Below are 13,891 nucleotides of genomic sequence, written 5' to 3' on the forward strand. Positions count from 1 at the left end.
GCGTCCTTACATGGAGTGACTCGGTCTACTGACAGTGTAAACGTGCGCCCGCCCCGGTGACAGCAGGCGCTGATATTGTCGGTGGGATTCTTTATGATATCGGCTTCAATCCCCCATGTCGGAAGCGTAACCCCTATGACCGCACCCCTGATCCTCGTCGACGGCTCCTCCTACCTCTACCGCGCCTTCTTCGCCTCCCAGCAGGCGGATCTGCGCACCGCGGAGGGCTTTCCCACGGGGGCGGTGCGGGTGGTCACCAGCATGCTGCGCCGCATGCTCAAGGAGTATCCCGAAAGCCCGGTGGTAGTGATCTTCGATGCCAAGGGCAAGACCTTCCGGGACGAGCTCTACGCCGAGTACAAGGCGCACCGGCCCTCGATGCCCGACGACCTGCGCCAGCAGATCGAACCCATTCACGACATCATCCGCGCCATGGGGCTGCCCCTGATCAGCGTCGAGGGGGTGGAGGCGGACGACGTCATCGGCACCCTGGCCCGCCAGGCCAGCGCCGCCGGACGCGACACCCTGATCTCCACCGGCGACAAGGACATGGCCCAGCTGGTGGATGAGCACGTCACCCTGATCAATACCATGAACGACACCCGGCTGGACCGGGAGGGGGTGATCGAGCGTTTCGGCGTGCCCCCCGAGCTGATCATCGACCTGCTGGCCTTGGTGGGTGACAAGGCGGACAACATTCCCGGGGTACCGGGGGTGGGGGAGAAAACCGCGCTGGGGCTGCTGCAGGGGCTGGGCGGCCTCGACGCCCTCTACGCCAACCTGGGGAAGATCCCGGAGCTGGGCTTCCGTGGCGCCAAGAGCCTGCCGAAAAAGCTGGAAGCGCACCGGGAAGAGGCCGAGCTCTCCTACACGCTGGCCACCATCAAGACCGACGTGGCGATGGAGCTGGGGATCGACGATTTCGCCCTGCCCGAGCCCGATAACGAAGCCCTGCTGGCGCTCTTCCGGCAGTTCGAGTTCCGCACCTGGGTGGAGGAGCTGAGTGATCCCCAGGCCAGCGCCGAAGCAGCGGCGCCCGTGGCGACCGACTACCAGACGCTGCTCACCGAGTCCGAGTTCGATGCCTGGCTGGATAAGCTCGAGGCCGCGCCGCTATTCGCCTTCGACACCGAGACCACGGGCCTTGACTACACCGCCGCCGAAATCGTCGGCGTCTCCTTCGCCGTGGAGCCGGGAGAGGCCGCCTACGTGCCCCTGGCCCACGATTACATGGGCGCCCCGGCCCAGCTCGACCGCGACGCCGTCCTCGCCCGCCTCAAGCCCCTGCTGGAGGACGCCGCGCGGCCCAAGGTGGGCCAGCACCTCAAGTACGACATGAACGTGCTCGCCCGCTACGGCATCACCCTGAGGGGCGTCGCCTTCGACACCATGCTCGAGTCCTACGTGCTCAACTCCACGGCCACCCGCCACGACATGGGCAGCCTGGCCGAGAAGTACCTGCAACTGCCCACGGTGAGCTTCGAGGCGATCGCCGGCAAAGGCAAGAAACAGCTCACCTTCAACCAGATCGAGCTGGCGCAGGCGGCCCCCTACGCGGCGGAGGATGCCGATGTCAGCCTGCGCCTGCACCAGGCCCTCTACCCGCAGCTGGAGCAAACCCCCTCCCTGCTCAAAGTGTACGAGGAGCTGGAAAAGCCCCTGATCCCGGTGCTGGCACGCATGGAGCAGACCGGCACCCAGGTGGACGCGACGCTGCTGGGCCAGCAGAGCCGGGAGATCAGCGCGCGCCTGGCGGAGCTGGAGCAGGAGGCCTGCGAGCTGGCGGGTGAGGAGTTCAACCTCGCCTCCACCAAGCAGCTGCAACGCATCTTCTTCGAGGTGCTGAAGCTGCCGGTCATCAAGAAGACCCCCAAGGGCGCGCCTTCCACCGCCGAGGAGGTGCTGGCGGAGCTGGCCCTGGACTACCCCCTGCCCAAGCTGATCCTGGAACACCGGGGACTGAGCAAGCTCAAGTCCACCTACACCGACAAGCTGCCCCTGCTGATCAAGCCGGGAACCGGGCGTATCCACACCTCCTACCACCAGGCGGTCACCGCCACCGGCCGCCTCTCATCCTCCGATCCCAACCTGCAGAACATACCGGTGCGCACCCCGGAAGGCCGCCGCATTCGCCAGGCCTTCACCGCGCCCGAGGGCTATCGCATCGTGGCAGCGGACTACTCCCAGATCGAGCTGCGCATCATGGCCCACCTCTCCCAGGACCGGGGGCTGCTGGAGGCATTCTCCAAGGGCGAGGATATCCACCGCGCCACCGCCGCCGAGGTGTTCGGGGTTGAACTGGAGGCGGTCACCGCGGACCAGCGTCGCAGCGCCAAGGCGATCAACTTCGGCCTGATCTACGGCATGTCCGCCTTTGGCCTGGCCCGGCAACTGGGCATAGCGCGCAAGGATGCCGCCACCTACATCGACCACTATTTCGCCACCTACCCCGGGGTGCAGCGCTACATGGACAGCACCCGCGCCGCGGCGGCGGAAAAGGGCTACGTGGAGACCCTGCGGGGACGACGGCTCTACCTGCCGGAGATCAACGCGCGCAACGGCATGCGTCGCCAGGCCGCCGAGCGCACCGCGATCAACGCACCCATGCAGGGCACCGCGGCGGACATTATCAAGCAGGCGATGATTGAGGTGGACGCCTGGCTAGGCGAGGGCAGCGTGGACGCCCGCATGATCATGCAGGTCCACGACGAGCTGGTGTTTGAAGTGCGCGCCGAAGCGGTGGAGGACTTTAGTCGCGAAGTGAAACAGCGCATGGCCAGCGCCGCCGAGCTCGATGTCCCCCTGCTGGTGGAAGCGGGCGTGGGTGACAACTGGGAACAGGCTCACTGACCCGGCCACCCCTGTTCAATAGCTGAACAAATTTCAACCATTTTTTTACCTCCGGCTGGAACTCCCTTGCAGCCGGAGAGTCTTTATACTCGAGAGCCAAGTCATTCTCGACATCTGACGTGTACAGTGGGCTCTCTTGGAGAATTACGTTCCAACTTGGCCCTACCGATCGCTCCCCTTCCGATGATAGGGCCTTTTTTGAACATTCTTCTCTGGTAAGAAAACGCAGGCCCGACGGCATCGCCCATGCCGCCGGGCCTGTTATTTTCAGGGCCTGTCCGAATGCCCGCTAAAGCCAGAATCAGCCTTCCAGCAGCTGTTGCCAGGCCGCCCGGTAGTAGCGGCTGAACGCACAGTCCACCACATCCAATTCCACCGCCAGGGACGCCAGTTTGCTGCTGGCCTGCTTGGCCACCGAGCCTTCGCACTGCCGGGTCTTTTCGTAAGCCTGCCAGGCCAGCGGCGCCTGGGCTGCCAGCAACAGGGCGAGCACCAACAGGACACGGGTCATGACACAACCTCCGCGGTGTCATCAGGAACCCGCAGCCACTGGTCGAGACGCTGGCGCAGGGTGTCCACCCCCTGCTGCTTCAGGGCCGAAAAAGTCTGCACGCTGAGCAGTTCCCCCAGGGTCGGTTGCAGGGTCTTGCGCAGCTGCATCAGCGCGCTCTGGGCCGGTCCTTTTTTCAGCTTGTCGGCCTTGGTCAGGATGATGTGCAGGGGCATCTGCGAGCTGCCGCACCAGTCCACCATCATCTGGTCGAAAGGTTTCATGGGGTGGCGGATATCCATCACCAGCACCACCCCCCGCAGGCAGCGGCGCTTTTGCAGGTAGATATCCAGGTGCTTCTGCCAGTGCTGCTTCATCGCCACCGGCACTTTGGCGTAGCCGTAACCGGGCAGGTCCACCAGCCGGATCTCGGGCTCGCCCAGGTCGAAAAAGTTGATCAGCTGCGTCCGTCCGGGGGTCTTGGAGGTGCGGGCGAGCTTGCCATTGCCAGTCAGGGTGTTGATAGCGCTGGATTTGCCGGCGTTGGAGCGGCCGGCAAAGGCCACTTCGGCGCCCTCATCCGCGGGACACTGGTCAAAACGGCTAGCGCTGGTCAGGTAGCGGGCGCGGTTGTACTGAATCGGCTGAGAGATCATAGACTTTGGTTTGGCTTTGCTGCAGTGCAAGAAGGATTCGTTCCCGTTCGAGAACAGATTTGTGTATAATGCCGAAAATTTTGTCCGGGTGGTAGCGTGCGGTCTGCGTCCTTCGCTGCCGCCAGCCCCTCTCCGGACACTCCGCAGCATACGAATCGCGCTGACGCCGTCAGCGGCCAAACTTAAAATTTAAACTTTGGATTGGACTGGTCGATGAACAAACTACTGATTAGCCTGTTAGTTTCTTTGGGTATTGCTGGTTTCGCACACGCCGAGGGTGATGCAGAAGCGGGCCAGGCAAAAGCGGCTGTCTGCTTTGGCTGTCACGGCGCCGATGGCAACGCCACCACCCCGACTTTCCCCAAGCTGGCCGCTCAGCATGAGAACTACCTGGTCAAGCAGCTGAAAGAATTCAAAAGCGGCGACCGTCCCAGCGCCACGATGGCCGGCTTTGCCGCGGGCCTCTCCGAAGACGATATGGCCGACCTCGCCGCCTTCTTCGGCAGCCTGGAAGTCAAGCTGGGCGACACCAGCGACGCCCGTGGCCAGGAAATCTACGAAGCGGGCCTGGCTGATAAAGGCGTTGCCGCTTGCGGCGCCTGCCACGGCACCCAAGGCGAGGGCAATGCCCTGGCCGGCTTCCCCACCCTCAAGGGCCAGTACGCCACCTACGTTGAGGCCCAGCTGAAGGCCTTCCGCGACGGCGCCCGCGCCAACGATCCCAACGGCATGATGCGCGGCGTTGCCGCCAACATGAGCGACGCGGACATGAAGGCCGTCGCCACTTACGTTGAGGGGATGGGCAAGTAACCCCACCGCCTTACGCAAAAAAGCCTCCCTCGGGAGGCTTTTTTTATGGTTGCTACCCGCGGATCCGCCAGCCTTGCACGTCCGGGTGTCCACTGTCTGCTGTGGGCTTCTCTACGGGCTCCCCCGTAACTTCCGTTCCAGCTGGATCAGCTGCGGGTCATTCGGACGAACCGCGCGCAACCGCGAAACCGCGTCCAGGGCCTGGGCCACATCCCCGCTTCCCAGGTGCAGGTAAACAGCCACATCCAACAAATCGGCAGAGTTCGGGGCCCGCGCCAGTCCCTCCTCGATAGCCGCTACAGCCTCGTCCTTGCGTCCGACACGGTCCAGCAACAGCGCACGGTTGTAGTAGGTGCGCACGTGGCCGGGGCGCCATACGCTGGCTTTCTCCAGCCAGTGCAGCGCCGCGGCAGCATCGCCCTGTTCCACCTGCACCAGCGCCAGCAGGTAGGCCAGGTGTCCCCGGTCAGCCGGCGGCGCCTCAGAAAGGCTGACCCCCTCCTGCAGCACCTGCTGAGCGCGATCAACCTCCCCCCGCTGGCTGAACAACGTCGCCAGGTTGCTTCTCGCCGGCAGAAAGTATGGATCCATGCCCAGTGCCGCTTGATAGTGCTCAATCGCGTCGTCTTCCCGACCGCTGCGCCCGAGCACCACGGCCAGGTTGAGCCGGTTACCCGGTAGGTCGGCGCTCTCGTACAGCCGACGCTCGTAGTCGGCCATCGCCTCGACATAGGCCCCGCGCCTTGTCTTAGGTAACGCTTGCAGCGGGATCCCGGCCAGCGCTTTCAAGGCCTCATCCCGAACGGCAAGCCGGGGGTCATCCAGCAGGGGCAGCAGGTGCTCGAGCTGAAGTTGCAGGGGCGCTTCGGCGAAAGCCGGCGCACTGCTGGCCCGCACCAGGGCCGACCCGCTGTCGAGGGCAGACGCCAGGATAGGCAATCCCTGCGCGCCAAAAGACCTCAGCTCACTGACCGCGGTCGCCCTGACGATCTCGGGCACGCTGTCATCCCCGATCAGCTTAATCAGTGCACTCGGCGCCGATGGATCACCCTGTCGGGCGGCGGCCAGGACTTCACCGTGGTGCGGCGCCCTTGGCCGCTCACCGAACCACTTCGTAATGCTTTGCGCCGCCTCCCGGGGGCTCATCCCTTCATGGCAACGGGTGCAGGCATCCGGGCTCTGGGTCTGCTCAGCGAGATCCGGGCGTGGCACGCGAAGACTGTGGTCGCGGCGCGGATCCACCACCATGTAGGTGGTGGCGGGCATATGGCAATTGACGCACCGTGCTCCCTCGCTGCCCGGCGCATGATGGTGGTGTCCGGGTCCGTCATAATCGGCAGGCTTGAGGGATGAAAAACGCACCGGCGGTGAAAGATTGTGGCACTGCGTGCACAGCTCATTCCCCGTCACGCGCAGCTTATTGGTGTGAGGGTCATGGCAGTCGGTGCAGCTGACCCCTGCCTGATGCATGCGGCTCTGTACAAAGGAGCCGTACACATAGACCTCCCCCTGGATCTGACCGTCGGCGTGGTACATTCCCTGCTTCAACAAGGCGGGCAAGACGCTGTCCAGCAGGGGCGCTCCCGGCTGCGGTCCTACTCCAAGGGTCTGCCGGCGGCTGTGGCAGCGGGCGCACTGCTCGACCAACTGAGGGCCCGACAGCGATGACAAATTAACCGCGAGGCCATTATTCGGCGTTATCGCGCTATCCCCATCGGCGGCTTTCGCCTGCTGCGCAGCCCAATCTATGTGACCCTGGCCGGGCCCGTGACAACTCTGGCACCCCACGTTCAGCTCGTGCCAGGTGGTTGCAAAGGTGTCCGTGGTCGCATCGTAGTGCCTTTGCAGGTTGGTCGAGTGACAATCGGCACACATCGCATTCCAGTTCTGGTAGCGCCCGCGCCAATGCAAGGCATCGTCCGGCGTGAACGCCTGGCCCGGGTAGAGGGAGAACCAGCGCTGCCCCCCTTCCGCCTTCGAGCGCGCATCCCACGCAATGGTAAGGCTTTGCAACCGCCCCCCGGGCAGCTCAACCAGGTACTGCTGCAGCGGGTAAAAGCCGAAGGTATAGGCGATCTCGTAGCTCTGCGCTGGTTCCTCCGGCCCTTCCAAGGTAGCCACAAACCGCTCCCCGTCACGGCCAAAGACGGCCTTGACCGGCCCGTCTTCAAAGCGGGCACCGGCAAAATTGCCGAGCACATTACCCGCGGTTGCTTCACGCATCGCCCAACCGTGATCCGAATCCTGCCACGCCTCGTGCTGGGCCGCGTGGCAGCCGGCGCAACTCCCTTCTGGCGCATAGCCCATGGCCTCGGTTGCCATTTGCGGTGGCTCGATGCCAAACGCCCTGGCGATGAGCAGCACCGACAGGAGGAGTACTTTTTTTACTTGCCCCCAGAATGGCCCTAATCCTGGGTGCGCGGTATTGGGTTGGCCGGAAGGTGGCGCCACCCCTCTCGTAACTCCCCTAAAGACACGGCACGATTTAAGCGGCGACAACGGTTGAAGAAAGCTCACTCGGCCCTCGGACTTGATAGGAAACATCGGAAAATCGTGGCTGGCCTCAACCCCTTGAGCTCCCGGGACAAAGGAATGACGGCCAGACAAGCGCTCAAAGAGGATGGCTTTAATTTTATTTGCATTCAGATAGTTAAGCAGATGGATCGAAAAAGAGCAGGGAGCGCATCAAGAAAAAATAGCACTTGCCTGCAAGCCAGGCTCGGGCCACCCGAATAGCCTCCCACCAGAACGATGGGCGGCGAAAATTTTGCTCGGTTAAAAAACTAAAAAGCCCGGGGTTACCGGGCTTTTTAGTTTTGCTTGTGGATGCGAATTCGAGAAATCGTTTCCTCTGACTTCCCCTACTCGACGGTCACCGATTTGGCTAGGTTGCGGGGCTGGTCCACGTCGGTGCCTTTGAGCACCGCCACGTGGTAGGAGAGCAGCTGCAGGGGAATCGTGTAGAGGATCGGCTCCAGCACCCGGTGGGTGTGGGGCAGATCCAGCTTGTAGAATCCGTTACCGCTTTCCATCTGCGCCTTGGCGTCGGCAAAGACGTAAAGCTCGCCACCACGGGCCTGCACCTCCTGCATGTTGGCCTTGAGCTTCTCCAGCAGGTTGTTGTGTGGCGCCACCACGATCACCGGCATTTCCTTATCCACCAGCGCCAGCGGGCCGTGCTTAAGCTCCCCGGCGGGATAGGCCTCGGCGTGAATGTAGGAGATCTCCTTGAGCTTGAGCGCCCCCTCCATGGCCACCGGGTACATGGCCCCGCGCCCCAGGAACAGACTGTGATGCTTTTCCGCAAAGCGCTGGGAGAGGGTCTGAATCGCCTCGTCCATGCCCAGCACCTGCTCCAGCAGTGCCGACAGGCCGTGAAGTTCGCGCACCAGCTCCGCTTCAAGCTCCGGCGCCAGGCCGTGGCGGCGACCCAGGGCCAGGGTGGTGAGCAGCAGGGCCACCAGCTGGCTGGTAAAGGCCTTGGTGGAGGCGACCCCGATCTCGGGACCGGCGTTGGTCATCAAGGCCAGGTCCGACTCGCGCACCAGGGAGCTTCCGGGCACGTTACAGATGGTCAGGCAGGCCAGAAACCCGTTCTGCTTGGCCTCGCGCAGGGCGGCAAGGGTATCGGCGGTCTCACCGGACTGGGAGATGGTGAGGAAAAGGCTGTTGGGCAGCGCCACCGGCTTGCGATAGCGGTATTCACTGGCCACCTCCACCTGGCAGGGAATACCCACCAGCTCCTCGATCCAGTACTTGGCCACCATGCCGGCGTGGTAGCTGGTACCGCAGGCAATGATCTGCACCGCCTGGACACGGTCGAAGATCGCTTCGGCGCCGGCTCCGAAGGCCGCTTCAAATACCCGCTCGCGGCCGATGCGCCCTTCCAGTACGGCGTTGACCACCGCCGGCTGCTCGTAGATCTCCTTGAGCATGTAGTGACGGTACTCGCCCTTATCGGCGGCGTCGTGGCCGTGCTCGAAACGCTGCACGCTGTGGCTAACCGGCTGACCGTTCCGGTCAAATACCTGCACCTGCTCGCGCTCCACCTCGGCCAGCTCGCCCTCGTCCAGGTAGATGAACTGGTCGGTCACCTGCAGCAGGGCCAGGGGGTCAGAGGCGATAAAGTTCTCACCAATTCCGACACCGATCACCAGGGGACTGCCCATGCGAGCCGCCATCAACCGCTCTGGGTTCTCCCGGTCGAGGATCGCCAGCGCATAGGCCCCGTCCAATTGAGCAATGGTATCGCGCACCGCCTGAGGAAAGCTTTGCCCTTCCTCCAGCTTCTCGTAGACGAGGTGAGCGATCACTTCGGTGTCGGTGTCCGAGGCAAATCGCACCCCTTTAGCCTCCAGCGCTCGGCGCAGGGGTTCAAAATTCTCGATGATGCCGTTGTGCACCACCGCCACCCGCCCGCTGGCCAGGTGAGGGTGGGCATTACGTTCTTCGGGTTTTCCGTGGGTGGCCCAACGGGTGTGAGCGATCCCCAGGGTACCGTTCAGGGGCGCGGCCTCCAGCGCCGCGGCCAGCTCCGCCACTTTACCCGAACGGCGGGTGCAGCCCAGCTGCCCGGTGCCGTTGTCCAGTACCGCCATCCCGGCCGAATCGTACCCCCGGTACTCGAGGCGACGCAGCCCCTCCAACAAAATGGCGGCCACATTCCTTTGCGCGATGGCGCCCACGATTCCACACATAAACTCTTGCCTCGCTTACTGTTGCTTTTTGGGCCGCTGCCACTGGGCCAGGGAAACCTGCCGGCCCCGTGCGACCCCGAGAGCACCGTCGGCCACCGCCTTGGTGATGGTGGAACCCGCCGCGGTGGTAGCCCCCTTGCCGACCCGCACCGGCGCCACCAGGGAGGTGTTGGAGCCGATGAAGGCGCCGTCGTCGATCTCGGTCTTGTGCTTGTTGACCCCGTCGTAGTTGCAGGTGATGGTGCCGGCACCCACGTTGACCTCGCGGCCAAGGTCAGCATCCCCCACGTAGCTCAGGTGGTTGATCTTGGAACCCTCGCCAACTTTCGCTTTCTTGGTCTCAACGAAATTCCCTACCTTGGCCCCGCGAGCCAGTTCGGTGCCGGGACGCAGGCGGGCGAAGGGGCCCACGTCGCAGCCCTCGGCGACGCTGGCGCCATCCAGCAGGGAGTGGGACTTGATTACCGTCCCCGGGGCGATTTCGGAGTCTCGGATCACACAATTGGCACCGATCTCCACGCCGTCACCGATCCGCACCCGTCCCTCGAGAATCACGTTCACATCCAGGGTGACGTCCTGGCCGATGTGGATGTCGCCCCGGAAGTCGACCCGGGCCGGATCCATCAGGGTGACCCCCTCGGTCATCCAGTGCTCGGCCTGCTGTTGCTGGTACCAGCGCTCAAGCGCCGCCAGCTGCAGACGGTTGTTGACCCCCTGCACCTCCTGCTCGGCGCCGGGCTGCACCGCATCGATGGTGTGCCGGGCAGCGGCGGCCATGGCGATGATGTCGGTCAGGTAGTACTCGCCCTGGGCGTTATCGGCCGAGAGCGCCGGCAGCCACTGCTTGAGCCAGGCCGCGGGCAGGGCCAGGATGCCGGTATTGATCTCGGCAATGGCCAGCTCCGCCTCGCTGGCATCCTTGTGCTCGACGATAGCCACCACTTGGTGATCGTGGTCGCGGACGATGCGTCCGTAGCCGGTCGGATCCTCCAGGGTCACGGTGAGCAGTCCCAGGCGCTGCGCGTCGGCCAGAGAAACCAACTGCTGCAGGGTGGCGAGGGTGGTCAGGGGAACGTCGCCATAGAGCACCAGCACCGTGCTGTTGGGGTCGACCTGGGGCATCGCCTGGTCCACCGCGTGACCGGTTCCCAACTGCTCGGTCTGCTCCACGATATTGATTGCATCGGCATCTTTCCGTCCGGCCAAGTAACCGCGCAACTGGTCGCTGCCATGGCCCACCACCAGGTGCATGTGTGCGGGTTTGAGGGCGGCGGCGGTATCCAGAACGTGGCCCACCATGGGCTTTCCGGCCAGGGGGTGCAGCACCTTGGGCAACTGTGATTTCATCCGTGTTCCCTGGCCGGCGGCCAGGATGATCACTTCCAGGGACATAGAAAAGATCCTTTGAACTCAACTCGGCAGTGATTGTGACGCGCTTGGCATACTCAGACAAACGCCGCCCGCTTTAAAATAGCATTCGCCCCGGCGACGGGCGCTCCGGAACGAAAAAAGGCGGCCTTGTGGGCCGCCTTTTTAGCAAATTGGAGACCAAAGGTCCCGTTATTTGCCCATTTTCTTACGAATGGCGCGCAGGGTACGCAGCTGGGCGGAGGCTTCCGCCAGTTGCGTGCTGGCCAGGGAGTACTCGAACTCGGCGTTCTGGTTCTTGAGCGCCTGCTCGGCCTGCTTCTTGGCCTCTTCGGCCGCCGCTTCGTCCATGTCGTGGGCCCGCAGCGCGGTGTCCGCCATGATGGTGACCTTGTGAGGCTGAACCTCGAGGAAACCACCGGAGACGTAGAACACCTCTTCGGCGCCGCCCTGCTTTTTCAGCTCGACCGGACCGGGCTTGATCTCTGTCAGCAGCGGGGCGTGACCGGGGGTGATACCCACGTCGCCCAGGCTGCCGGTCAGAGATACGAACTCGATCAGACCGGAGAACACTTCGTTCTCGGCGCTGACGATATCGCAGTGAACAGTCATAGCCATGTTTAGTTGCCTCTTTGGGGTGAAGTGAGGGCCAGGGCCCTCACCACAGGTGGAAGTCGCTCAGAGATTACATCTCTTTGGCTTTTTCCACCGCCTCTTCGATGCCACCAACCATGTAGAATGCCTGCTCGGGCATGTCGTCGTAGTCGCCGGCCAGGATACCCTTGAAGCTGGCAATGGTGTCCTTCAGGGGCACATACTTACCGGGAGAACCGGTGAAGACCTCGGCCACGAAGAAGGGCTGGGACAGGAAGCGCTGGATCTTACGCGCCCGGGATACGGTCAGCTTGTCCTCTTCGGACAGTTCGTCCATACCCAGGATGGCGATGATGTCCTTCAGCTCCTTGTAACGCTGCAGGGTGCCCTGAACGTTACGGGCCACATCGTAGTGCTCCTGACCGATCACCAGCGGATCCAGCTGACGGGAGGTGGAGTCCAGCGGGTCTACAGCCGGGTAGATACCCAGAGACGCGATGTCACGGGACAGTACCACGGTCGCATCCAGGTGCGAGAAGGTGGTTGCCGGAGACGGGTCGGTCAAGTCGTCCGCCGGTACGTATACCGCCTGGATAGACGTGATAGAACCGGTCTTGGTGGAGGTGATCCGCTCCTGCAGTACACCCATCTCTTCAGCCAGAGTGGGTTGGTAACCTACCGCTGAGGGCATACGGCCCAGCAGTGCAGATACCTCGGTACCGGCCAGGGTGTAACGGTAGATGTTGTCGACGAACAGCAGTACGTCGCGGCCTTCGTCACGGAACTTCTCTGCCATGGTCAGGCCGGTCAGGGCCACACGCAGACGGTTTCCGGGGGGCTCGTTCATCTGGCCGTAAACCAGGGATACCTTGTCCAGTACGTTGGAGTCCTTCATCTCGTGATAGAAGTCGTTACCTTCACGAGTCCGCTCACCCACACCGGCAAATACTGAGTAACCGCTGTGCTCGATGGCGATGTTACGGATCAGCTCCATCATGTTTACGGTCTTGCCTACACCGGCGCCACCGAACAGGCCGACCTTACCGCCCTTGGCGAAAGGACAAACCAGGTCGATTACCTTGATGCCGGTTTCCAGCAGTTCGTTGGACGCGGCCTGCTCCTCGTAAGAGGGCGCCTTGCGGTGGATGGGCAGGCGCTCCTGCTCACCGATGGGGCCCGCCTCGTCGATGGGGTTGCCCAGTACGTCCATGATCCGGCCCAGAGTTTCCTTACCAACGGGTACGGAAACCGGTGCGCCGGTGTTGCTTACTTCCAGGCCACGCTTGAGACCTTCGGTCTGGCCCATGGCGATGGCGCGAACGACGCCGTCGCCCAGCTGCTGCTGGACTTCGAGGGTCAGGTCGCTTGAGTTTACCGTCAGCGCGTCATATACCTTGGGTACATCTTCGCGCGGAAACTCAACGTCGATAACGGCACCGATGATTTGTACGATACGTCCGCTACTCATGTTTGTTTCCTCTTAAACCTTTTTCACCTGTTAAACAGCTGCCGCGCCACTCACGATCTCGGAGATCTCTTGAGTGATCGCAGCCTGACGCGCCTTGTTGTAAACCATCTGCAGATCGTCGATGAGGTTGCCGGCGTTATCGGTGGCGTTCTTCATCGCGATCATTCGCGCAGCCTGTTCACAGGCGTTGTTTTCAACCACGGCCTGGTAGACCAGTGACTCGATGTAGCGAGTCAGCAGACCATCCAGGAGCTCCTTGGCGTCGGGCTCGTAGATGTAGTCCCAGTGGTGGCTGAGGCTGTCGTCGTCTTCTTCCGCCTTCAGGGGCAGGAGCTGTTCAACGACCGGCTGTTGGGTCATCGTGTTAACGAAGTTGTTGTATACGATGTTCAACTGGTCCAGCTTGCCTTCACCGTACGCGTCCAGCATGACCTTGACGCTGCCGATGAGGCTGCTGATCTCCGGGGCGTCGCCCAGGCCGGAGGTGGCCGCAACCACGTTCCCGCCGTAGCTGCGGAAGAAACCGCCCGCCTTGGAGCCGATGGCGCAGATGTCGATCTCGACATTCTTCTCGTGCCACTCGGACATGGACTTGACCATGGCCTTGAACCCGTTGATGTTCAGGCCACCGCAGAGTCCACGGTCAGTTGATACAACGATATAGCCAACCCGCTTCACGTCCCGCTCTTGCAGGTACAGGTGCTTGTATTCGGGATTCGATTTCGCCAGATGTGCGATCACACCGCGCATGCGGTCCGCGTAAGGGCGGCTCGCCTGCATGCGGTCCTGAGCCTTGCGCATCTTCGACGCAGCCACCATTTCCATGGCGCTGGTGATCTTACGCGTGCTCTGGATACTCGCAATCTGGGTCTTGATCTCTTTTCCGACTGCCATATCTCTTTGCCTTTATATACGTTGAAGTTCTACCCGCGGGTAAAGCGGGGGCCTGAGCCCCCGG

At 62.7% G+C, this 13,891-nt stretch carries 10 protein-coding genes; 2 read left to right on the forward strand and 8 right to left on the reverse strand.

What is annotated here, in order from left to right; genetic code table 11:
- The first annotated feature begins 135 nt into the window (after positions 1–135).
- Positions 136–2,850 (forward strand): DNA polymerase I, encoded by a 2,715-nt coding sequence (gene polA / locus JGZ97_RS00905; RefSeq protein WP_207060711.1) that lies wholly within the window; start codon positions 136–138, stop codon positions 2,848–2,850.
- A gap of 301 nt (positions 2,851–3,151) precedes the next feature.
- On the opposite strand, the gene JGZ97_RS00910 is transcribed toward polA, so the two are convergent.
- Together JGZ97_RS00910 and yihA are read right to left on the reverse strand one after the other, a co-directional pair.
- Positions 3,152–3,361, reverse strand: a complete 210-nt coding sequence (locus tag JGZ97_RS00910; protein ID WP_207060712.1) for a hypothetical protein — start codon at positions 3,359–3,361, stop codon at positions 3,152–3,154.
- The gene (yihA, locus tag JGZ97_RS00915; protein ID WP_207060713.1) at positions 3,358–3,996 is read right to left on the reverse strand and encodes a ribosome biogenesis GTP-binding protein YihA/YsxC; all 639 of its coding nucleotides are present in this window, start codon (positions 3,994–3,996) and stop codon (positions 3,358–3,360) included. The genes JGZ97_RS00910 and yihA overlap by 4 nt, the downstream gene beginning before the upstream one ends.
- Before the next feature lie 213 nt (positions 3,997–4,209).
- Between yihA and JGZ97_RS00920 the strand changes: the two genes are divergently transcribed.
- Positions 4,210–4,806, forward strand: a complete 597-nt coding sequence (locus JGZ97_RS00920; RefSeq protein WP_207060714.1) for a cytochrome c — start codon at positions 4,210–4,212, stop codon at positions 4,804–4,806.
- Positions 4,807–4,917: 111 nt separating this feature from the next.
- Here JGZ97_RS00920 and JGZ97_RS00925 read toward each other — a convergent pair whose 3' ends face one another.
- The 6 genes from JGZ97_RS00925 to atpG form a co-directional block, all read right to left on the reverse strand.
- Positions 4,918–7,128 carry a tetratricopeptide repeat protein gene (locus JGZ97_RS00925; protein ID WP_207060715.1) on the reverse strand — a complete coding sequence of 737 codons (2,211 nt, stop codon included), beginning with the start codon at positions 7,126–7,128 and terminating at the stop codon, positions 4,918–4,920.
- A 539-nt stretch (positions 7,129–7,667) separates the two neighbouring features.
- Entirely contained in the window at positions 7,668–9,503 is a 1,836-nt protein-coding gene (gene glmS / locus JGZ97_RS00930) for a glutamine--fructose-6-phosphate transaminase (isomerizing) (RefSeq protein WP_207060716.1), read from the reverse strand.
- 15 nt (positions 9,504–9,518) lie between these two features.
- Positions 9,519–10,895 carry a bifunctional UDP-N-acetylglucosamine diphosphorylase/glucosamine-1-phosphate N-acetyltransferase GlmU gene (glmU, locus tag JGZ97_RS00935; protein WP_207060717.1) on the reverse strand — a complete coding sequence of 459 codons (1,377 nt, stop codon included), beginning with the start codon at positions 10,893–10,895 and terminating at the stop codon, positions 9,519–9,521.
- Between the two features lie 168 nt (positions 10,896–11,063).
- A complete protein-coding gene (locus JGZ97_RS00940) occupies positions 11,064–11,489 on the reverse strand; it encodes a F0F1 ATP synthase subunit epsilon (protein WP_207060718.1) in 426 nt (141 codons plus the stop codon).
- A gap of 67 nt (positions 11,490–11,556) precedes the next feature.
- Positions 11,557–12,933, reverse strand: coding sequence for a F0F1 ATP synthase subunit beta (gene atpD / locus JGZ97_RS00945; RefSeq protein ID WP_207060719.1), 1,377 nt, complete (start codon positions 12,931–12,933; stop codon positions 11,557–11,559).
- A 30-nt stretch (positions 12,934–12,963) separates the two neighbouring features.
- Positions 12,964–13,827 carry a F0F1 ATP synthase subunit gamma gene (gene atpG / locus JGZ97_RS00950; RefSeq protein ID WP_207060720.1) on the reverse strand — a complete coding sequence of 288 codons (864 nt, stop codon included), beginning with the start codon at positions 13,825–13,827 and terminating at the stop codon, positions 12,964–12,966.
- Between the last annotated feature and the right edge of the window lie 64 nt (positions 13,828–13,891).

The sequence above is a fragment of the Motiliproteus sp. SC1-56 genome, from assembly GCF_017309075.1.
In the GTDB taxonomy this organism is placed as follows: domain Bacteria; phylum Pseudomonadota; class Gammaproteobacteria; order Pseudomonadales; family Balneatricaceae; genus Motiliproteus.